This window comes from Bacillus sp. FSL M8-0266 (genome assembly GCF_038613425.1).
Classification (GTDB): Bacteria; Bacillota; Bacilli; order Bacillales; family Bacillaceae; genus Bacillus; species Bacillus pumilus.
Map to the genome: position 1 here is coordinate 2,815,312 of NZ_CP152015.1, position 19,902 is coordinate 2,835,213.

General features: G+C 41.7%; 28 protein-coding genes. 12 read left to right on the plus strand and 16 right to left on the minus strand.

The annotated features are described in order from the left end of the window. Positions 1–31: 31 nt before the first annotated feature. Genes MKY83_RS14450 through MKY83_RS14475 form a run of 6 tightly spaced genes read right to left on the minus strand, consistent with a single transcriptional unit; the run spans position 32 to position 5,168 of the window. Positions 32–274: a DUF2584 domain-containing protein gene (locus MKY83_RS14450; RefSeq protein WP_044142154.1), complete on the minus strand. Its 243-nt coding sequence runs from the start codon at positions 272–274 to the stop codon at positions 32–34. Between the two features lie 39 nt (positions 275–313). Then, complete coding sequence (locus MKY83_RS14455; RefSeq protein ID WP_342487438.1) at positions 314–1,108, minus strand: prolyl oligopeptidase family serine peptidase; 795 nt, start codon at positions 1,106–1,108, stop codon at positions 314–316. A gap of 26 nt (positions 1,109–1,134) precedes the next feature. Then, positions 1,135–2,616 carry a phytoene desaturase family protein gene (crtI, locus tag MKY83_RS14460; protein ID WP_342487439.1) on the minus strand — a complete coding sequence of 494 codons (1,482 nt, stop codon included), beginning with the start codon at positions 2,614–2,616 and terminating at the stop codon, positions 1,135–1,137. After that, positions 2,613–3,740, minus strand: a complete 1,128-nt coding sequence (locus MKY83_RS14465) for a glycosyltransferase (RefSeq protein ID WP_065098656.1) — start codon at positions 3,738–3,740, stop codon at positions 2,613–2,615. Before MKY83_RS14465 ends, crtI begins: the two co-directional genes overlap by 4 nt. Then, on the minus strand, positions 3,725–4,471 hold the full coding sequence (locus MKY83_RS14470) for a lysophospholipid acyltransferase family protein (RefSeq protein ID WP_342487440.1): 747 nt from the start codon (positions 4,469–4,471) through the stop codon (positions 3,725–3,727). The genes MKY83_RS14465 and MKY83_RS14470 overlap by 16 nt, the downstream gene beginning before the upstream one ends. Next, entirely contained in the window at positions 4,440–5,168 is a 729-nt protein-coding gene (locus tag MKY83_RS14475) for a carotenoid biosynthesis protein (RefSeq protein WP_268485082.1), read from the minus strand. The genes MKY83_RS14470 and MKY83_RS14475 overlap by 32 nt, the downstream gene beginning before the upstream one ends. Before the next feature lie 173 nt (positions 5,169–5,341). On the opposite strand from MKY83_RS14475, the gene MKY83_RS14480 reads away from it, so the two are divergent. The 3 genes from MKY83_RS14480 to MKY83_RS14490 are packed head-to-tail and all read left to right on the plus strand — an operon-like array spanning position 5,342 to position 7,910. Further along, positions 5,342–6,343, plus strand: a complete 1,002-nt coding sequence (locus tag MKY83_RS14480) for an ABC transporter substrate-binding protein (RefSeq protein ID WP_126741762.1) — start codon at positions 5,342–5,344, stop codon at positions 6,341–6,343. Between the two features lie 15 nt (positions 6,344–6,358). Beyond that, positions 6,359–7,129, plus strand: a complete 771-nt coding sequence (locus MKY83_RS14485; RefSeq protein ID WP_044142147.1) for an ABC transporter ATP-binding protein — start codon at positions 6,359–6,361, stop codon at positions 7,127–7,129. Continuing rightward, positions 7,116–7,910, plus strand: a complete 795-nt coding sequence (locus MKY83_RS14490) for an ABC transporter permease (RefSeq protein ID WP_003217647.1) — start codon at positions 7,116–7,118, stop codon at positions 7,908–7,910. The genes MKY83_RS14485 and MKY83_RS14490 overlap by 14 nt, the downstream gene beginning before the upstream one ends. 35 nt (positions 7,911–7,945) lie before the next feature. Here MKY83_RS14490 and ytkD read toward each other — a convergent pair whose 3' ends face one another. Continuing rightward, on the minus strand, positions 7,946–8,422 hold the full coding sequence (gene ytkD / locus MKY83_RS14495; protein ID WP_044142144.1) for an RNA deprotection pyrophosphohydrolase: 477 nt from the start codon (positions 8,420–8,422) through the stop codon (positions 7,946–7,948). A 248-nt stretch (positions 8,423–8,670) separates the two neighbouring features. Between ytkD and MKY83_RS14500 the strand changes: the two genes are divergently transcribed. Both MKY83_RS14500 and MKY83_RS14505 read left to right on the plus strand, forming a co-directional pair. Further along, a complete protein-coding gene (locus MKY83_RS14500) occupies positions 8,671–9,324 on the plus strand; it encodes a TerD family protein (RefSeq protein ID WP_065098661.1) in 654 nt (217 codons plus the stop codon). Positions 9,325–9,346: 22 nt separating this feature from the next. Further along, a complete protein-coding gene (locus tag MKY83_RS14505) occupies positions 9,347–10,138 on the plus strand; it encodes an AIM24 family protein (RefSeq protein WP_278176199.1) in 792 nt (263 codons plus the stop codon). Between the two features lie 29 nt (positions 10,139–10,167). On the opposite strand, the gene MKY83_RS14510 is transcribed toward MKY83_RS14505, so the two are convergent. The 4 genes from MKY83_RS14510 to MKY83_RS14525 all read right to left on the minus strand — a co-directional run bounded on the left by MKY83_RS14510 (position 10,168) and on the right by MKY83_RS14525 (position 11,834). Beyond that, positions 10,168–10,476 (minus strand): hypothetical protein, encoded by a 309-nt coding sequence (locus MKY83_RS14510; protein WP_044142141.1) that lies wholly within the window; start codon positions 10,474–10,476, stop codon positions 10,168–10,170. 43 nt (positions 10,477–10,519) lie between these two features. Beyond that, entirely contained in the window at positions 10,520–10,924 is a 405-nt protein-coding gene (locus MKY83_RS14515; RefSeq protein WP_044142140.1) for a phage holin family protein, read from the minus strand. Positions 10,925–11,079: 155 nt separating this feature from the next. Further along, a complete protein-coding gene (locus MKY83_RS14520) occupies positions 11,080–11,271 on the minus strand; it encodes a hypothetical protein (RefSeq protein ID WP_003217712.1) in 192 nt (63 codons plus the stop codon). A 125-nt stretch (positions 11,272–11,396) separates the two neighbouring features. Continuing rightward, a complete protein-coding gene (locus MKY83_RS14525) occupies positions 11,397–11,834 on the minus strand; it encodes a Dps family protein (RefSeq protein ID WP_126741764.1) in 438 nt (145 codons plus the stop codon). Between the two features lie 131 nt (positions 11,835–11,965). Between MKY83_RS14525 and ytzI the strand changes: the two genes are divergently transcribed. Next, positions 11,966–12,112, plus strand: coding sequence for a YtzI protein (ytzI, locus tag MKY83_RS14530; RefSeq protein ID WP_034665318.1), 147 nt, complete (start codon positions 11,966–11,968; stop codon positions 12,110–12,112). An 8-nt stretch (positions 12,113–12,120) separates the two neighbouring features. Here the strand turns inward: ytzI and MKY83_RS14535 are convergent, their stop codons facing one another. Continuing rightward, a complete protein-coding gene (locus MKY83_RS14535) occupies positions 12,121–12,555 on the minus strand; it encodes a FixH family protein (protein WP_126741765.1) in 435 nt (144 codons plus the stop codon). Between the two features lie 114 nt (positions 12,556–12,669). Further along, complete coding sequence (locus MKY83_RS14540) at positions 12,670–13,143, minus strand: S-ribosylhomocysteine lyase (RefSeq protein ID WP_003217624.1); 474 nt, start codon at positions 13,141–13,143, stop codon at positions 12,670–12,672. 126 nt (positions 13,144–13,269) lie between these two features. Here MKY83_RS14540 and yidD point away from each other — a divergent pair, with 126 nt between their 5' ends. Next, positions 13,270–13,494: a membrane protein insertion efficiency factor YidD gene (yidD, locus tag MKY83_RS14545; protein WP_003217666.1), complete on the plus strand. Its 225-nt coding sequence runs from the start codon at positions 13,270–13,272 to the stop codon at positions 13,492–13,494. 1 nt (position 13,495) lies between these two features. Here the strand turns inward: yidD and MKY83_RS14550 are convergent, their stop codons facing one another. Further along, the gene (locus MKY83_RS14550; RefSeq protein WP_044142136.1) at positions 13,496–14,062 is read right to left on the minus strand and encodes a carbonic anhydrase; all 567 of its coding nucleotides are present in this window, start codon (positions 14,060–14,062) and stop codon (positions 13,496–13,498) included. A gap of 213 nt (positions 14,063–14,275) precedes the next feature. On the opposite strand from MKY83_RS14550, the gene MKY83_RS14555 reads away from it, so the two are divergent. Beyond that, entirely contained in the window at positions 14,276–15,265 is a 990-nt protein-coding gene (locus MKY83_RS14555; protein WP_342487441.1) for a zinc ABC transporter substrate-binding protein, read from the plus strand. 100 nt (positions 15,266–15,365) lie between these two features. On the opposite strand, the gene MKY83_RS14560 is transcribed toward MKY83_RS14555, so the two are convergent. Both MKY83_RS14560 and MKY83_RS14565 read right to left on the minus strand, forming a co-directional pair. Further along, a protein-coding gene (locus tag MKY83_RS14560) for an IS3 family transposase (RefSeq protein WP_342487442.1) occupies positions 15,366–16,516 on the minus strand; the annotation gives its coding sequence in 2 pieces (ribosomal slippage) (positions 15,366–16,243 and positions 16,243–16,516; 1,152 coding nt in all). Between the two features lie 114 nt (positions 16,517–16,630). Continuing rightward, positions 16,631–16,873: a type B 50S ribosomal protein L31 gene (locus MKY83_RS14565; RefSeq protein ID WP_003217579.1), complete on the minus strand. Its 243-nt coding sequence runs from the start codon at positions 16,871–16,873 to the stop codon at positions 16,631–16,633. Positions 16,874–17,042: 169 nt separating this feature from the next. Between MKY83_RS14565 and MKY83_RS14570 the strand changes: the two genes are divergently transcribed. The 4 genes from MKY83_RS14570 to MKY83_RS14585 all read left to right on the plus strand — a co-directional run bounded on the left by MKY83_RS14570 (position 17,043) and on the right by MKY83_RS14585 (position 19,886). Then, positions 17,043–18,374: a cytochrome ubiquinol oxidase subunit I gene (locus tag MKY83_RS14570; protein WP_065098664.1), complete on the plus strand. Its 1,332-nt coding sequence runs from the start codon at positions 17,043–17,045 to the stop codon at positions 18,372–18,374. 21 nt (positions 18,375–18,395) lie between these two features. Then, on the plus strand, positions 18,396–19,442 hold the full coding sequence (locus MKY83_RS14575) for a cytochrome d ubiquinol oxidase subunit II (protein WP_185108921.1): 1,047 nt from the start codon (positions 18,396–18,398) through the stop codon (positions 19,440–19,442). Between the two features lie 68 nt (positions 19,443–19,510). Then, a complete protein-coding gene (locus tag MKY83_RS14580; protein ID WP_065098685.1) occupies positions 19,511–19,669 on the plus strand; it encodes a DUF1540 domain-containing protein in 159 nt (52 codons plus the stop codon). Between the two features lie 25 nt (positions 19,670–19,694). Further along, positions 19,695–19,886, plus strand: coding sequence for a hypothetical protein (locus tag MKY83_RS14585; protein WP_044142132.1), 192 nt, complete (start codon positions 19,695–19,697; stop codon positions 19,884–19,886). The last annotated feature ends 16 nt before the right edge of the window (positions 19,887–19,902 follow it).

A 19,902-nucleotide genomic window follows, 5' to 3' on the forward strand; every position in this document is an offset into this window, starting at 1 on the left:
CTGAGGGGAATCATTCCCTCAGCTTTTTTTGTTAGTTCGTTGAATGTAATGATACGAGACGGTAAGTCACCTTTGTCACATTGTCTGTAAGCTCTAGCTTTTCAACGAGTGCTGTCCCTGTTTTTTCTCCGTCTTTCGTTTTACGCACCTCAAGCGGAATATTTAATGGATAAATGCGGTACCCTTCCTTCATGAGTTCAAATACATTCTCTTCAATTCTTGTCTCTTTTCCCTTCGTGACAATCATTGTATTAAATTCAACAGGCATTCCCATATTGAAAATCCCCCTACTTTCTAAATTTCGTTATACTGCTTATTTTACCACATTTCCGTTTTTCCGGCTGTGCATCCACGTCGTCAGCCTTCTGACAATTTCCCGATTATGCTGCGGCGGAAAATAATGGTTGTATCCATGGAAATACCAAGTCTCCACTGACTTTCCGTGCTGGCGCAGCGCATCTTCTAATAAATACGCATGCTCAATGGATACATTCTGATCCTCTTCTCCGTGGATGATGAGAATAGGCGCTTCAATTTTATCCACATCATTTAAAGGCGTTCTATCCTCATAGGCCTCTGGCACCTTGTGCGGGGGACCGCCAATCACACGTTTCATCATCCTTCTCATATCCACACGCTCTTCATAGGTGAGCTTCATATCACTGACGCCTCCCCATGTCACAAAGGAAGCGGCCTCCTGTTTCATTTCAACAGCGGTCCAAATGCCCATAATGCCTCCTCGCGAAAAACCAAAGATATGAATACGCTCCTGCTTCACCTTTTTATGATGCTTTAACAATTGAAAGGCAGCAAAAGCATCTTTCCGGTCCTCTCCGGCAAAGTCTTCGTTTCCTTCGCCTCCCTGATTTCCTCTGTAAAAGGGCGCAAATACAACAAATCCCTGCGCGGCAAATTGCACAATCCGGCCTGGTCTGACCATCCCCACATTTTTTATGCCGCCTCTTAAATACAAAAAGCCGTCATAGAGATCTTCTCCGGCTGGTTCAGCGAGCAACCCTTTGATCCGAAGTCCATCTGCCTCATAGGTCACTGTAAATAAGTGAATATGCGGATGGGGGGACGGAAACCTTCTTTTTTCCACAATCACTGGATTTCTCTCCTTTTCATCTGTTCTTACGTCAAATGCTTGATAATCGCTTCTGCCACAAGCTGGCCTGATTTAGTCACCATCGGCGTGCCGCCGCCTGGATGACTCGTTCCTCCAACAAACCAAAGTCCTTCAATGTCCTTTGACTGATTATTGATGCGGAAGAACGCCTGCTTGAACGAGTTGGAAGACATACCATAAATGGCTCCATGATATGCGCCCGTTTTCTGCTGCAGATCAAGCGGAGTTTGAACCGCTTCATATTCGGCCACATTATCCAGATCAAAGAGACCCTTTTCCTTTAATTTTGTTTTCATATGCTGCGGGTATGTCTCCTTTAGCATGTCCCAATCTTGCTCTTTTGTCACATAAGGCGCATTCGCCAGTACAAACAAGTTGCTTCTTCCCGGTCCTCCGCTTAAAGCTGGTTCTGAATGACCTGAATAACATATGTAAAGCGTTGGATCCTGAGGCAGTTGTTTTTTCTGAAAAATATCCTTGAATTCTTGCTCATAATTCTCTGGGAAAAACACATTGTGATGGGACAGCTGTTCATAGACTTTAGGTACACCTAATAAGAGAACAAAGCCAGATAGTGACGGTTCAATGGCAGCAAGCTTTTGATTTAAAAAGCTTGGACGGTCTTTTTCATCAATCAGATGGCGGTAGACAGTCAGCGCGTCCGCTCCGGCAATGACTTGATCTGCTTCATACATCTGGTGAGCCGTTTCTACTCCTTTGATTCGCCGGTCCTTCACATGAATCTTGTTGACTTGTTCATTCAGATGAATCTGTACGCCTAATTCCTTTGCCAAAGTCTCAAATGCTTCAACTAAACGATATGTACCGCCCTTTATGCCATATATCCCTTTCTCCCCTTCTAAATACGCCATCATATTAAAAATAGCCGGAGCCTCATAGGGAGAAGAGCCGATGTATGTAGCATACCGTCCAAACATCGCCAATGTATGCGGATGATGGAAATATTGACGCAGCAAGCGTTGAACGGTTGTAAACGGTTTGACAGAGAGAAGTGCTTTCACGAGCTTTACATCCGCCTTATCCTTCCACGTCAATAACAAACGATTTAAAAACTGATCCTCAGCCTGTTGAAAAAGCATCTTTGATTCCTGTAAAAATGCACGGTATTGCTTCGCATCTTCAGGACTGAATGCTGCAATTTGTGATTCCATCTGCTCAATATTCGGCGTAAATTCGACCGTATGTCCATCTGAAAAAACATTTTTGGTCAGAGGAGAAATCGGATAAAATGTGACGTAATCCTCCATCCGTCTATGACAGGAAGCAAATACTTCCTCAAAGTATGACTTCATTGTAATGGTACTCGGTCCTAGATCAAAAGAATAGCCAGCCTCCTGATGGCGCTGCAATTTCCCGCCTAAAGCTGCTTCTTTTTCTAATATGGTGACCTGAATCCCGCGTGACTGTAAGCGGATCGCTGCTGATAATCCGCCAAGCCCGCCGCCGATGATGATCACTTTTTTCATTCGTACCTTCTCCCTTTCCATTCATACCCTTCTTTTTTCAGCCCGATTTTCATAGAAGCAAAGCCAATGGCGATCAGACTCAAAATACTGACCGGTAATAAAAAGGCCATTGCAGATGTTCTTCCGTTCTCAATATCAATTGCCGCTTTGATCGACACACCTAGTCCGTAGCAAAGAATGGCTAAGCATATACTAAGCACATCCAGCTTTAGCAAAGCCACCATCAAGCAAATGATTGGAGCCAAATAAAGCAGGGTGTATAAACAAAAGACACTGCTTAACAAAGCAATGCTTCGATTGACACCTGGAAACAAATTTTTTCTGTAACCTTCCCATACCTCTTGTCCACTCTCATACATTCTCATATACACAAACGGATGAATGCTTGCAAGTGTGAACGGAAAGCCTTGTTCCTTCACCCGTTTAGCCAATGCCATATCATCCACTAGCGAATCCTTAATCGCTTCATGCCCGCCTATGTCGTGATAGCAATTCTTTTCAATGGCAATAAAGCCTCCATGTGCGGCGGCAAAAGCCGGATTCTTTGATTTTCTGACCCACTTCACAGGCAGATGACAGCCAATCGTAAACATCATCATGGGAACGACAAGATGCTCAAAGAATGTTCCTGTTTTTTGCTCTGGGAAGCCTGACAGCATGCCCGTTTTTTGCGCGCATAACTGCTCGTACACAGCTTCAATTGCTCCCCGTTTCAACCGGACATCCGCATCTAAAAATAACAGCCAATCAGATGCTGTCACCTCAGCGAGCTGAGAACAGGCGTATGATTTTCCTAGCCAGCCTGGCTTTAATGGCCGGCCTGACTGCACACGAATCCATGGATATGTTTGTGAGAAGCGCTCCACAATCGCTCTTGTCTGATCGGTCGAATGATCATCAAGTACAATCACCTCTTTCGGATAAAGACGTTGATCAACGATCGACTGAAGACAGGCTTCTATCCGTTTCTCCTCATTTCTAGCCGGAATCAAGATCGATAACGAAATGGGTTCATCTGGCGAAAAGGAAGCGGGCTTTAACACAGGGAACTGCTTCATATTCCATATGGTGAATAGAAACTGACAAAGCAACAGCACACTGATTACAGTTAAGAAGAGCGCCATGTTCTCACCCACTTTTTAAAAGAATCAAACGCATCACTTGTTGACTGACTTGTCCTTGTGATCTGTTTAAATTCTTCGTTTATTGAAAAATCAGGATCCGCAATGACCTGTGCTTGATGCCTGTTTAACTGCGTTTCAAGCAGATCGCCAAGTATACGCGTCACATCCTTGCTTCGCAGGGAGCTTCCAGATACGATGGCATCATCACCGAACACAACAGAAACTGTCGGCTTTTGAAATTGATTAAATGTATACTGCAAGGTTACAGGCTTCACCACGACTTGCTCAAATTGCCTCACTAAAAAAGAAGCCCCTCCTTCCAGTTGAAGCGGCCGCACATCCTGGTGCATAATTTTCCCCTGTGGAAAAAGCCATACCACTCCGCCATCCTGCATGTTCTCTCTTGCAGTCATTAATGCTTGCTTCACACTTTTCAGATTCTCTTTATGAACTGGAAACGCTCCAAGCTTTCGGAAAAAAGCATATTGCTTCAGCTGCTTCTCTTCCATCATCATGTAGTGATCAAGTTCAGACACCTTTTCTGTTAAAAGAAAAATGATCAGTCCATCCCACCATGAGCTATGATTGGCGAGATAAAGAACAGGCAGGTTTTCCTTCGGGTCCACCGAACCTTTCATCATGACACAGCGGAAATGCTTATGGAGTAAATATCGCTCTAGATAAAGTGAAAATAGACGTCTAAACGATCGGCTTTTGTCGCTTTCTTTCAAATCGAACCCTTCCTTCACACAAAATGACAATGATCAGTGCTAAATAAAATATGACATCGAGTCCGCCCTTTAATGCCAAAAGACCAAAAAAGAACACCATCGCCTGATAAATACGACTCGTCCAGCTGAGTGCCTTTTGATCAATTGAGACAAGCGGGAAAAGAAATGAAAGTCCTGCTCCAATCATACCCCAGCTCACAAAATTCTCAAAAGGGATACCATAAAACCCACCGCCGTCATACCACACCCAAAACTTCCGCTCAGCTGCTACTGGATCTAATATGAGGTCAAGCAACACAATCCATATTCCCGTTTCGACGGCTCGTCTCCACTTTGACTGCTGACTGGATAAACAAAGGCTGTTTAAAAACACGCCAACCCAAGCAAATGCAATGGTTAACGGTACCCCCGCCACTAGAAAACCTAGCGTCGGATAATAGTCATAGGCCCCAAATGGGAACCCCGTTGTGATCCCTACCCACTCCACCGTAAATGTAAGCACCCCGACAATGGCTGCCCTTTTGATGACAAACCCCCATGACCCATAAATCTGTCGCCCAATCTCTATGACGCAGCAAGCATACAGCACAAGAAAGATTCCGTTTGCAAACTGAAGCCATGCTGGCACTTCAAAAAAGACCATTAAGATCAGACCTACTAAATACCATCCAATAAATACCCAACTCAATCTATACACGAAACCGCTCCTTTATTTCTGCCAAATTCAAGAAAGCCTTCATGCCTCTAGTATAGAAAAAAAGACGCGTTCTATAAATAAACAATGCGCTTCTTATTTTCATCTAGGCACTCACCAAAAATCCCTTTTCACATACTTTAATAGTGATCTAGAACAAAGGAGGCGAATTACTCTTGAATCGTTCCATCAAAGTCAGACTGGCATTCATCGTCGTCGTCCTGCTCTTTATTCCATTTGTCGCCTGTAAAAAAGAACAGGAGCAGACCGTACAAGTAGCCGAGGTGACCCATTCGGTCTTTTATGCTCCGCTATATGTCGCCTTATCAGAGGATTTCTTCAAAGAAGAAGGCCTGGAGGTTGAACTAAAAACCACTTGGGGCGGCGATAAAACGATGACAGCTCTCTTATCAGGCGGTGCTGATATCGCCCTGACCGGGTCTGAATCCTCTATCTATGTAGAGGCTCAAGACACAAAGGATTCTGTCATAAACTTTGCACAGCTGACACAAACAGACGGCACATTTCTTGTTTCAAGGGAGAAAGTAAACCAATTCTCTTGGGATCAATTAAAAGGAAAAGACTTCTTAGGACAGCGGAAAGGCGGCATGCCGCAAATGGTTGGTGAATATGTCTTGAAAAAAGAAGGCATTGATGTAAAAAAGGATCTTCGTATGATTCAAAATATTGATTTTGCCAACATTTCAGGTGCGTTCTCCTCTGGAACTGGCGATTTTGTACAGTTATTCGAACCGACCGCTTCCTTACTCGAAAAAGAAGGGAAAGGGTACATTACCGCCTCCTTTGGAGAAGCTTCTGGCAAGGTGCCATATACCACCTTCATGGCAAAGAAGAGTTACTTAGAGGAAAACAAAGAGACCGCTGAAGCCTTCATCCGAGCCATTTACAAAGCGCAGAAATGGGTAGAAGCCAAGCAGCCTGAGGAGATCGCAAAGGCCATTCAGTCTCATTTTCCTGATACAGATCTTGAAGTCTTATCAACTGCCATCAAACGCTACAAACAGCAAGATTCCTATGCAACAGATCCCCTTCTAAATGAAGAAGAATGGAACAAATTGCAGGAAATCATGAAGGAGAGCGGTGAATTGCCGGAATTTATCCCGTACAAACAACTTGTCGATTCATCCATTGCAAAGAAGGTCACAGATCACAAATAGAATAGGAGGTAGCACATGTCTTTCCTTCAAATTGACCATGTGACCCATACGTACTTCTCTTTAAAAGAAAAAACAACAGCTATACAGCACATCAATATGGAGATTGACCAAGGTGAATTCATCTCATTTATTGGTCCCAGCGGCTGCGGAAAAACCACCTTGCTGTCTATCATCGCAGGAATTACGCCGCCCTCTGAAGGTCGAATTTTAATCGAAGGAAAAGAACCAAATCAACAGGAGCATCAAATCGGCTATATGCTCCAGCAAGATTATTTGTTTCCTTGGAAGACCATCAAGGAAAATGTCATTCTCGGGTTAAAAATTGCGAAACAAGATTCGCATGAGGCCACCTCAGCTGCCCTTGATTTACTGCCAAAGCTTGGACTGCCTGAAGTCGAGGAAAAATATCCGAAGGAGCTGTCTGGCGGAATGAGGCAGCGTGCGGCTCTCGCCCGAACGCTTGCAGTTGATCCCGGTCTGCTTTTACTAGATGAGCCATTTTCAGCGCTAGACTACCAAACCAAACTCACATTAGAAGATCTCGTCTTTCACACATTAAAAGACTATCAAAAAACAGCAGTCCTTGTGACACATGACATTGGCGAAGCCATTGCGATGAGTGACCGCATTTTCTTATTCTCAAAACATCCAGGCTCTATCCAGCGAATCTTTACCGTTCCAGACGACATAAGGGCTCTCTCTCCTTTTGAAGCGAGACAGACCCCGCATTTCCAAGAGCTCTTTCAAACGATTTGGAAGGAGCTGAAAACAGTTGAAACACAGTGACCTTTTACATGAAGCCTATCGCAAAAAATACCGAATGGAAAAACGGATCACACGTATCTATCAGCTCATCATATTCGCCAGCTTCTTTTCGCTTTGGGAGCTTGCCAGTCATTTCAGGTTCATTGATCCGCTTATTTTCAGTTCACCATCTGCGGTCTGCCAATTGTTTGTGCAAAAAATTCAAGATGGTTCTTTAATGAATCATATGAGTATTACATTATTTGAAACGGTGCTCGGTTTTCTACTTGGTACCTTTTGCGGCATTTTGCTCGCTGCCGCCTTATGGTGGTCTACCCGATTAGCAAACGTTCTTGATCCTTATTTAGTTATTTTAAATGCCATGCCAAAAGTTGCCCTCGCCCCCATTTTAATTGTTGCCCTTGGACCTGGTATGATTAGCATCGTCGCCATGGGTGCGATCATTAGTGTGATCATTACGACGATCGTCATTTACACTGCCTTTCAAGAGGTCGATGAGAATTATTTAAAGGTGATGAAAACCTTTGGCGCGAAAAAAAGCGTCGTCTTTCGTGAGGTCATTTTGCCAGCTAGTATTCCAACGATGATTTCTGCCATCAAAGTGAATGTTGGTCTTTCTTGGGTTGGGGTCATTGTAGGGGAATTTCTTGTATCCTCAAAAGGGCTTGGCTACATGATCATATACGGCTTTCAAGTCTTCAACTTTACACTCGTGTTCTTAAGTCTTTTCATTATTGCTGTGTTTGCTACCATCATGTACCAGCTTGTGGAATGGCTCGAACGCCGTTTTCTCCAAAAATAAAAAGCGCAGGGATGGTCTCCCTGCGCTCGCTTTTTTTAACGAATCAAACCGTTCTTTTCTAAATAAGCAAGACTTTGTCTTAACACATCATCTTTCATAATAAAACTGAAATTCTTATTTTTTGCGATGGATCTTGGCAAGTCTGCGAAAAGAACAGGACCTTTCGTTTCAAAATACGTGTCTTGCTTCACTAGCCTTTCAATATCAGCGAAATAAATATTTTTTACGATGATCTTTTCTCTGCCTAGCACCTGATATTGGCCAATATACGTTAATTCACGAACAACAGCACCCGTCTCTTCTTGAATCTCACGTATAGCGGCTTGGTCTGCTTCTTCATTTGGCTCAACTTTCCCTCCTGGAAACTCATAGCCCCGATCCTCATGTTCAGTGAGCAGCCATTTCCCCTGGTAACGGCAGATGGCCCAAACATGCTTTGGATGACTTGAAAAAGGCTTCTCTTCAAAGGAGAGCTTGACCGTATTATGATAATAGTCTTTAAATACATGCATGTAAAATCCCTCATATCCTGTCCTTGCTTCTTGTAAAACATCATACCACAGATCACATTTCTCTGAAGAATTTTTATCAAAAGTGAAACAAACGAGTGGTTTCATTTCGTCTGTATTTAAAATGAGGTATCGTTGCTAAAACCTTTTTATCATCCCCAACTTCACCCCATTTTAATCATGAAACCTTTTATCCCTTAATGACGTAAATCAATTAGTGTTTGTCCTATTACGACGAGGAGGAAAACAGCATGAGGATAACAAATGGGTCAAAACAAGAAAAAGATCAATCGCTTACGCCCAGTAAAATTGAAAAAGAAGACGCCCCTCATGAGGTGATCAAGAAACACCTCATCAAAGGGCAAAAGCTAGATTTAACTAAAGACAATCCAAATATCGACCAAATTCAAATCGGGCTTGGCTGGGATTTGGCTGGCCAGCCAATTGATTTAGATACGCAAGTGTTTCTCTTAAATGAAGAGGACAAACTGTTGTCTCCAAGCCATCTGATCTATTATCATCAGCAGCAAAGCTTAGACGGGGCTGTTCGCCATCTTGGTGATCATCAATTTGGCGGCGGGTATCGAGACAATGAAATGATCATTATGCAATTAAGCAGAGTCTCTCCTAATATTCATAAAATCGTTGTAACAGCCACGATACATGATGCACACGAGCGCAAGCATCATTTTGGACAAGTGGAGAACGCTTACGTGCATCTGACTGATCAAATCTCACAACAAGAGATTTGTACCTTTCAATTAACAGAAGATTATTCGTATTGTACCTCCATCATTTGCGCTCAACTCACAAGAGATGAAGAAGAATGGAAAATCATCGCAACCGGACAAGGAACTACGCTAGATTTAAATGACTTATGCCGCATCTACGGATTCACATCTTGACGCAGGAAAGGAGCCGGCACCAATGGGATTTCATTTCAACACGATAGAAGAACTCACTTTACAAGCAGAAGGCAGCGGAATCTTTTTTGCGAAAAAAGGCGCAATGATTGCCGATCAAGGTACGTTTCAATACCGCAAACGACTACTCGGTACGAACAAAGGAAATATGGTCAGTCAAGTATTTAACCATATCAGCAGAAAATTGACAGGTGAAAACCTTGAGGTGATGGAAGTAAGTGGACAAGGTACTTGTTATTTGGCTGATTCCAGCGAGCACGTGACAGTGATTAATCTTGAGCCGAGCGGTCCTTGGCAGCATGTAAGTGTAGAAAGTGAGGATTTACTTGCCTTTACTGAGGAATGTCATTACGGCGTGACACCAGTAGGCGTAGGGATTTTTTCACAGAAAGGACTGTTTACATCAAAGCTCTCCTATCAAGGCCACGGGGCGCAGGTCGCCATTAAAACAAATGGAAACCCGCTCATTTTAAAAGCCCCTTGCCGTGTAGACCCTGACGCCATCGTTGCTTGGACAGGTAAAGCACCGAAGGTCAAATTAGATGTGAACTGGAAGACCCTCATCGGACAAACATCTGGTGAATCCTACTTATTTGAGTTCCAAGAACAAGACCAAATTGTCATTATCCAGCCATCTGAGCGTACATCCGGCTTACGGGTTGGTTTAGATGATAACCGTTATAAGCCTCAGAGCCAGAACTCCTCTCATGAATTCACTAATTCACAGACATCTCAGCAAGAGAATAGAGGCGGGCTTAGTGACCTGATCGGAGGCATCTTACAACCGCGAAAATAAAAGCATGTAGAAAATCTCTACATGCTTTTTCAATTCATTAATCCATTTGTTTCAATAAAGCTCTTTGTCTCTTCATTCCCGAGCTCGAAAATCATTGAGTATATCTCTTTTCTTTTTCGATCCATTTCATCATTCGGACTGTCATAATGATATTCAAGATACGGAACATGCGCTCGAAAGAAGCCTTTCCAATCTGTCATATACTGTTCATCGAAATAGTCTCTCAGCTGCAAAATTTGATCATCGTCTGCTTCTATTTGAAATTGCCAAGCCGCCGCATCTCTATGCTGCGATATCGACCCATCCTGTACGGATACATAATATGTGTGTCTCGTCATCTGATTCATCCTTTTTCCTTTAGTATGACCAGATATGAAGAAATTACGGCTTTTTGCGCAATTTATTTTTTAACATGTCCAACACATCAATAAACAACTGTGGAATGGGAATTCCGAGGGCATTGGCTGTCGAGACGATTTGGTAAGATTCATAAATAATATAGAAGATGATCGCTAAATCCTTAATCATCCCATTTGTCTTCAGCATGACATCGAAGAAATGCGCCATGGATATTAAGGAGACCGTCACAATCTTTCGAACAAGCCGTGTAGAAAAACGTTTCATTGTGAGCTGCCCTGTCAAAGATTCTCTTAGGCTTGAACAAATTAATTCAATGGCCATGAGTGTTACTAATATCATCAGTAAATTTCCTGCTCCACCAAACAGAAAGCCCATCGCTGACAAACTGACTGTAAACAACGAAAAGATGCCTAAATCCTTGCTCACTTGGCATCAACATCCTTTCAGAGTGGAACTCCTTACCTCAATATTATATGCCAGATCTTCGCAATAGCTTGGACGACAAAAAATAAGGCATCGCCTTTTAAATCAGACAGAGTGATGACAAGAAAAAAAGCCGCCTTGTGCGGCGGCTTCCATCTTTAGACTCTCACATCAATAAAGCGAGCGTCTGAATCCTTTGGTTGAACAGCTTGAGGCTGCTGCTGAACTTGATCCAGCATGACCATGGCTTGTGCTGTATTCGTAGCAAGCTGTGAATTCAACAAACTAATATTAAGTGTTTTTTGAATGCTCGCGACTTGCTGACTCATCATTCCTGCAATAGAAGACATCTTCTCCCCTCCCTTCTCTTTTCTCTTCGGCTGAAAGCCCTATGATTTCAATGGGCTGTCCGTCCCGATTCCAACAAAAAAGGAATGTCGATCTCTTCATGATCGACATTCCTTCCACATACGTATTATCCTAAAAATGCTTTAAGCATCCAGTTGTGTTTCTCGATAGATTGATGAATCGCAAGCAGCATATCACCTGTTGTTTCATCGCCAACTTCTCCAGCCAGCTCCATTCCTTGCTTTAATTCCTCAGCGATATTGGAGAAATCATCATATAGATTTTTCACCATTTGCTCCGCTGATTCATTACCTTCAGCTTCTTGAATGCTAGAAATTTCCAAGCATTCTTTCATTGTCGCAACAGGCTTTCCATTTAACGCGAGCATACGCTCAGCCAAATCATCAATGTATGTCGCTGTTTCTGAATAAAGTTCCTCAAATTTCTCATGGAGTGTAAAGAAGTCTTTTCCCTTTACGTACCAGTGATAGTTATGTAATTTTACGTAAAGCACAGTCCAATCTGCTACTTGTTTATTGACGACGTGTAATAATTTTTCAGACATGTTTATTCCTCCTTATGTAATTGCATTTAGTATGAGAATACCCTTTTCCTATTATACTGAAACCTGCCATGAATTTCTTCTATTTTGACTGCATGAAATATATGTTAATATGGAAATAAGGAGGGAGTTAGATGCTGCTACTTGGAATTATCAGCTTTATCATTATCTCAATCGTTGTCTTTTTATCGTTGTGGACAACATCGAAGGCTTATGAATATAAGCATAAAATCGATTCACCACAGGATGCTGAACCAAACCAACGTCCTAACCCGAAATAAAATGACACTTAATGATGTGAGGTTTCTTCTTCAGTAGATGAACTCTCTTTTTTCACATCACCTACATGGATATTTGTCTTTGGCATATTATGCTGCTGTTTAGCTGTCACATGGACTTGTATGATATAAAGGCCATCTTTTTTAAAGGCTGTATGCAATTCATATACACCTTTGTTCTCTTTCTTTGGCTGAATCATCTTGCTGTTATCCTTATCGCCATCTTTCCACACTTCAAATTGAACATCGTCTGCATCATCAACAGGCGTATCACCATATGTGACAGCTGCTTTTACTATAACGCTTTCATTTTTCTCCACTTGTTCAGGTCCTGTAAGCTTCACTTCTAATAGCTCAGGTACCTCCCCTTTGCCACTATTTGCTGCAGAGTTCCCACATGCACTTAGTAACAAAAGCATCAATATCATTCCCAACATTTTTCGCATCCCGCGTTCCCCCTTCTTTTACTGACATGTCCATTTTAACAAATATCCCCTATTTTGACATCTCATGATCGAATACAAAAAAACCGGACATCATCATGTCCGGTTTATGATCGATTAACCAAATACTTTGAGAAGCTCTTCTTGATCTTGAGAAAGCCAGAAACGCATCAAACGTTTTGCACCTTCAAGGTCATGAAGCTTCGCTTGACCGCATTGCTCTTCGTTTGCAGCAGGAATCTCTGTTACCTCAACTGCATCCTTGAATGTTGCATCAAGAAGTTCAACGATTTCTTTTGGAGTTGGTGCACCACTGACCACTAAATAGTATCCTGTCTGGCAGCCCATTGGAGAAATATCAATGATATCAAAATGATCGTATTTCTCTGAGTGTGTTCTAATGTTAAACGCAAGTAAATGCTCTAATGTATGAATCGTATCAGGTTTCATTGCTTGTTTGTTTGGCTGACAAAAACGAATATCAAATTTATTGACTTCTCCATCTGATCCCACTTTATGAACGCCACAATGACGAACGTATGGCGCTTTTACAGCATTATGATCAAGTTCAAAGCTTTCAACTGAAGGCATAATCACCACTCCTATAATTGCAATTTCCTATATTATAACATATTTCTCCGACCAGTTTAGTTTATAAAACTTTCCTTCCTTGTCCTTTTTTCTTATACTGTGAAAGATAGACAAGGAGGAACCTTTATGAAACAAATTTTTATCGGCATCATACGCTTTTATCAAAAATGTATTTCCCCTCTTACACCGCCTAGCTGCCGGTTTTACCCAACATGCTCAAACTATGGGCTAGAAGCGATCAAAACGCATGGCGCTTTAAAAGGCGGCTGGCTCACCATCAAACGGATTTTAAAATGTCATCCGCTCCATCCTGGCGGCATCGATCCTGTCCCGCCGAAAAAGGAAAAATAAATTATTTTTCTTCATATCCGTTGACGACTACGTCAAGCTTGCCAGTTCCAGGATCAATGACAAGACCGTGCACAGGCACATTTGATGGGAGAAGCGGGTGATTTTTCACAACGGACACACTGTCCTTCACGCTCTCTTCAACCGAACTAAAGCTTTTGAGCCACTGTTTAAAATCGATTCCTGAGTATTCCAGTACTTCAATACGTTTTTCTGGAATACCACGCTCAATGGCTTTGTTTAAAAGTGTTTGGCTGTCTATTTTGCTCATACCGCAATCATGATGCCCAATGACATAAACCTCGTCAGCATTTAATTCATAAACAGCCACTAAAATGCTTCGCATAATACTTCCAAATGGATGAGACACAAGAGCACCAGCACTTTTAACGATCTTGATATCTCCATTTTTCATGTTCATTGCACGTGGAAGCAGCTCGACAAGTCTTGTATCCATACATGACAGAACGACAGCTTTTTTTTGTGGAAACTTCGTTGTTGTAAATTCTTCGTATTTCTTTTCTTCAATAAATTGTTGATTATATTCGATGATTTCTTCTAAAAGTTTCATACGTTGTCCATTCCTTTATCTTTTTTAAAAATAAATATAGCACAATGTGAGAAATTTCGTCACGTTTTGCAGCGCATTTTTTTAAAAGGAAACATCTGCTGATGAAATTTTTTTATTTTCCTCTTTTCAAATCGTAATTATTACGATACAATAACTCAGGACATTAAATCGTAATCATTTCTATCTAATAGATTGAGAGGAGACATTTTCCACATGAAAAAAATCTTTTATATGTTAACAGCTGCTTTATTTGCGATCGGTCTTGCCGCTTGCTCAAGCAGTGCGGGGACAAATGCTTCAAAAGGGAAAGCAGAAGGAAAACTAACCGTTTACACCACAATTTTCCCGATTCAAGATTTCACTGAAAAAATTGGTGGTTCTCATGTTCATGCGCAAAGCGTGTACCCTGCCAATGCAGATGCACACAGCTTTGAACCAAGTTCAAAAACGATGGTTGAAATGGCTGAAGGAGACGCCTTCATCTACAGCGGCACAGGCGCTGAAGCATTCGCTGACAAAACCGCTTCTACGTTAAAAGACCAAGGCGTGAAAACAGTCAAAGCAGCCGAAGGCATCAAGTTGTTATCGACAAAAGAAGAGCATTCACATGAAGACGGCGAAGACCATGATCACGATCATGAAGGCGAAGATCATGACCATGATGGACACGATCACGGAGATAAAGATCCTCATGCATGGTTAGACCCTGTTTATGCACAGCAAATGGCGAAAAACATTAAAGATACACTCGTTTCATTAGATCCAGATCATAAAGACGAATACACAAAAAACTACGAAAAACTAAAAAAGGATTTGCAATCGCTAGATCAAGAGTTCAACACAACGTTATCTAAAGCAAAACATAAAGAAATCCTTGTTTCCCACGCAGCCTACGGTTATTGGGAAAAGCGCTACGGCATTGAACAAATCAGTGTATTAGGGTTATCCGCTTCTGAAGAGCCTTCACAAAAGCAGCTCGAAAGCATTGTACAAAAAGCTGAAAAGCATCACATTCAATATGTGATTTTTGAAAACAACGTCAGCAGCAAAGTCTCAGATACGATCCGCAGTGAAATTGGAGCAAAAAGCCTCACACTTAAAAATCTAGAATCTATTACTGAAGATGATGCCAAAAATGGCGAAAGCTACGTCAGCTTAATGAAACAAAATCTAAAGACCTTAAAAACCGCTTTAAATGATTAATTGTTAAAACCCTGGGTGATTATCCGGGGTTTCTTGCTGTAAAAAAAGCACACCATTGTAGGGACTGACCCCCGTTTTTGAGACAGGGATCAAAACACCTTTATACAGCCAATTGCCGATAGTTTATCGATGATTGGTTGTTTAGTTTCGTTTGAATACGAATGTTGTTATAATAATAAATGTATTCTTTGACAGTGCGTTCTACGATGCTGGTCGTAGTGCGGTCAATCCTGTTAAGATAGAACGTTTCAGACTTTAGTGAGGAATGAAACGATTCGATGGAGGCATTATCAGCGGGCGTCCCTTTACGGGACATGCTCATGGTAATGCCTTTTATATGAACAGCTTTCTGATACTCGTAAGATGTATACACAGAACCTTGATCGCTATGTAACACGCAATTCTCAGGCAGTGCTGGGAGCTGATTAAGTGTGTTTAAGATAAAGTCTGTGTCCTGCTTATCACCAATCGTAAAAGCAATCACTTCTCCATTATATAAATCCAATATACTGGAAAGGTACAATTGTTTCTGTCCATAAGGCAAATACGTGATGTCCGTTACTAGTTTTTCAAGAGGGCGATCAGACTGAAAGTTCCGATCCAGTATATTACCGGCCACGGCATAGGGCTGCCCATTCTTCTTACGCTTTTTCATTTTAACCCGGCATTGCCACTGGTTTTTCTGCATGATACGTTGAACAGTTTTATGGTTAATACGCATTCTCATTTTTAGTATGGCTGTGATTTTTCGATAACCATATCGATATTTGTGCTTTCGGCACAACGTGCCGACCTGTTTCTCTAGTTGTCTTTTAGAATGATTCTGAGTCAGATCCTTTTTCCATCTATAATACGAAGTACGTAAGATGCCTAAATGGACACAGATGTCCTGTACCGTCATCGTTTTGCACAATTCTTCTACCAGTTTGATTGACGTTTCCTTATCAACTTCCTTTCCAATTCGTTGTACTTTTTTAAAACTTCATTCTGTTGACTCAAAAAGCGATTTTCTGCCTGCAGTCTCTCTAATTCGGAAGAGTACTCGGGACCCTTTCCATAGGTATATTGTTTTCCAACAGGCTGTTCGAACCGGTGTGTATCCCCAGCTTTATGCCACCTCACCCATGTCTGAACCTGCGTCTTATTCTTGATATTCAATTTCTGCATGATCTCTTTCATAGGTACGCCTGCCAATCTCATTTCTACAGCCTTCTGTTTGACTTCAACCGGATAACTCACTCTTGTCCCCATAGAAAAAACACCTCCATGTTTTATTTCGGATCACAACGATCCATTTTCAAACTTGAAGGTGTTTTTTATTTGTCTCATCTTATGGGGTCAGTTCCGTAGGGTGTGCTTTTTTTATTACATTTGATACTTTTTCTTAAACAACTCGGCTCTTCCGCCTTTTTCTCCGAATTTTTGGCGTCCTGTATAAAAAGGATGCGTATCAGAGCTTGTTTCTACTTTAATGACAGGATACGTTTTCCCATCTTCCCATTCTACTGTCTCATTGGATGACTTTGTCGATTTACTCAAAAAGCGGTAACCGCTGTTTACGTCCATAAATACAACTTCATGTGAGGTTGGATGAATATCTCTTTTCAATGTCAAAACTCCTTTCGTTATCAAAACGCAATGATTACGTTTTATATTCTACTCCCTCTTTTACAACTTGTCAAAAATCAAGCTTTCTTAGTCAGGAAGAATAATCTAAAAATGGTGGAGAATAATAACATCATGAAAAAGAGAAGTGATAAGAAAGGCGGAGAAAAAATTGACTGATCTCGTTTTAGCTAGAAGCCTGTTCGGCACAACCATGGGCTTTCACATTATTTATGCCTCGCTTGGCGTCGGCATCCCGCTAATGATTTTGTTAGCTGAACTCATCTTCCAAAAAACGAAGGACCCTCACTATGCTGTCATGGCCAAACGGTGGACGAAAGCGCAGGCTGTCTTGTTAGGTGTCGCCATTCCAACAGGCACGATTGCTGGTACCCAGCTCGCTCTTCTATGGCCAGGTTTTATGGAGGTCATCGGAAAGGTCATGTCACTTCCATTTCAGATTGAAATTTATGCGTTCTTTATTGAAGCATTATTTATGTCTATTTATGTGTACGCAGCGGATCGCCTATCACCTGCTATGCGCATCATTACCGTTATTTTTGTCGTGATTGGCGCAGCCGCTTCAGCGATTCTGATCACAAACGTACATGCGTTTGAAGGAACTCCTGCTGGCTTTCAAATGGTCAATGGAGAAATTACGAATATCGAGCCCTGGAAGGCCTTTTTCAATCCAAGCTTTGTCGTAACTGCGACACATGTCGTGCTGTCTGCTTTTACAACAGGTGCTTTTGTGATTGCATCAGTGGCAGCTTTTAAAATGCTCAAAACAAGAAAGAATGAGAAACTCTATACGTTTCATCGAAAAGCCCTTTTTCTTGGACTTATTGTAGGAGGCCTCTTCTCATTTCTAACGGCCATAAATGGTCATGAGTCTGCTCAGCTTCTGTATGAATATCAGCCAGAAAAATTAGCTGGTGCTGAAGGTTTATTTGAAACACAATCACATGCGCCGCTCGCAATAGGTGGTTTTACAGATGCCGATTCAAAGGAAATTAAAGGAGCAATTGAAATCCCTTGGGCGCTTAGTTTTCTGGCAGGAAATAGCTTTGATACGGTGGTCAAAGGCTTAAATGATTTCCCTCGTGATGAGTGGCCGCCTTTATTTATTCACACGTTATTTAATGGCATGGTCATTATTGGCTCAGTCCTCATTTTGTTTGCGGTGTTAGCACTGCTTTACCGTAAAATTTTAAAACGCGATCATTATCCGAAGTGGCTCCTTTTTCTTTACTTATTCGGCGGGCCCCTTAGTCTTTTGGCCATTGAGTTCGGCTGGATCTTTGCATGTACAGGCCGTCAGCCATGGGTTATTTATCGAATGCTCAAAACCTCAGAGGTCGTCACATCATCAGGCTCAATTGGCACACTCTTTATCCTTTTTGCCATTGTCTATCTCATCTTAGGCATAGCAACTGTGATTGTGCTAACGTACTACTTTAGAAAACATTCGATTGAAGAAGACCTACGGTTAACAGAATCTTAAAAAGGAGCGATCAAGATGCAAATGGATGTAACAACTGATGCACTCATTGCAATCACCATCTTATGGGGGTTCGTTTTTATCTATGCAGTGATGGCATCAATGGATTTCGGCGCAGGATTTTGGTCCATGATTTATATGAATAAAGAACAAACAAAGGCCGCTAATATCGCAAATAAGTACCTTTCTCCAACATGGGAAGTAACTAACGTATTCATTGTGGCAATTGTTGTTGCGTTGTTTAGCATGTTTCCAGGTGCGACCTTTGTCCTTGGTACTGTTTTATTAATACCCGGTAGCATCATATTATTGCTTCTTGCACTGCGAAGCGGATTTCTCGTGTTTTCTCATTCTCTCCCTAAAAAATACAGAAAAGCAGTGACTTATATTTCAGGGATTAGCGGCTTTATCATTCCATCGATCCTGATCATGGTTCTTCCGATTACACATGGTGGATTTATCTTTGAGGAGAACAACAACTACTCATTAGATCTTGGACTGGTCTTTACAAGTGCAAATGTCTATTCTTTTGTCGGCTTTGCCATTTTTAGCACCCTTTTTCTTTCGTCATTGCTTTTAGCTGATTTCTCGAATGTGGCTGATGAAGATGAAGCTTACAGCATTTATAGAAGAGGAGCGCTCATTACGGGTCCGCTTTCACTCATGATGGCCTTTTTCATCATGCTGACATTAAGAAGCGAGGCAAATTGGCTGTTCACAAAAATGATGCAGAACATCCCTATTCTTCTTGTATCACTCCTGATGTTTTTGCTAGCAGGGCTGGCTCTATTTTTACCAAATAGCCGGTTTAAGCATCGGAAAGGCCGGCCGCGTTTAGCTGTCATTGCGATTACCGTTCAATATTTTTTAGCAAGCTATGTGTACGGACGTGCCCATTTGCCTTATATGGCCTATCCAGATATTACAATCATGTCTGGATTTACAGACCCTGTGACATTTAGAGCATTATTTATCACGTATATTGTAGGTTTTATCATCTTATTCCCTGGGTTCTATTTCTTCTGGAAATTGTTTATGAAGGATAAGCGCTATATTCGCCAGGAAGATTAACGTGAATGGATGAGGTTCATTTCGGTTACATTATATAAGAAAGACATACTCAAAAGGAGGTCATCTGTATGAGTCAAAAAATCCTTTGTGAAGTCAATAACTGTTCCTATTGGAATGCTGGAAACCGCTGTGGGGCAGATGCAATCTATGTCGTCAGCCACACAGGAAATACGGCTAAAAAAAGTGAAGAAACGGATTGTAAAACGTTTAAACCACAAGATCTTTAAGTCTCATTTAAGGAGGCGCTTCGCATTGAAACACGATCGGCTGCTTCAAACGTTTTTTGACGAAATTCATGACGCGGACGAAGCCGCATTTTATCAGGCTGCTCACTCCTTTTTAAACCTTTGGGATTATGAATATGGCCATGCAGCAGACATGCCCAGTGAAATGGATCACTATATTGGACAGCTTGCTTATGACAGCAAACTGGTAGAAGAGTAAGAAAGAGCGGATCACC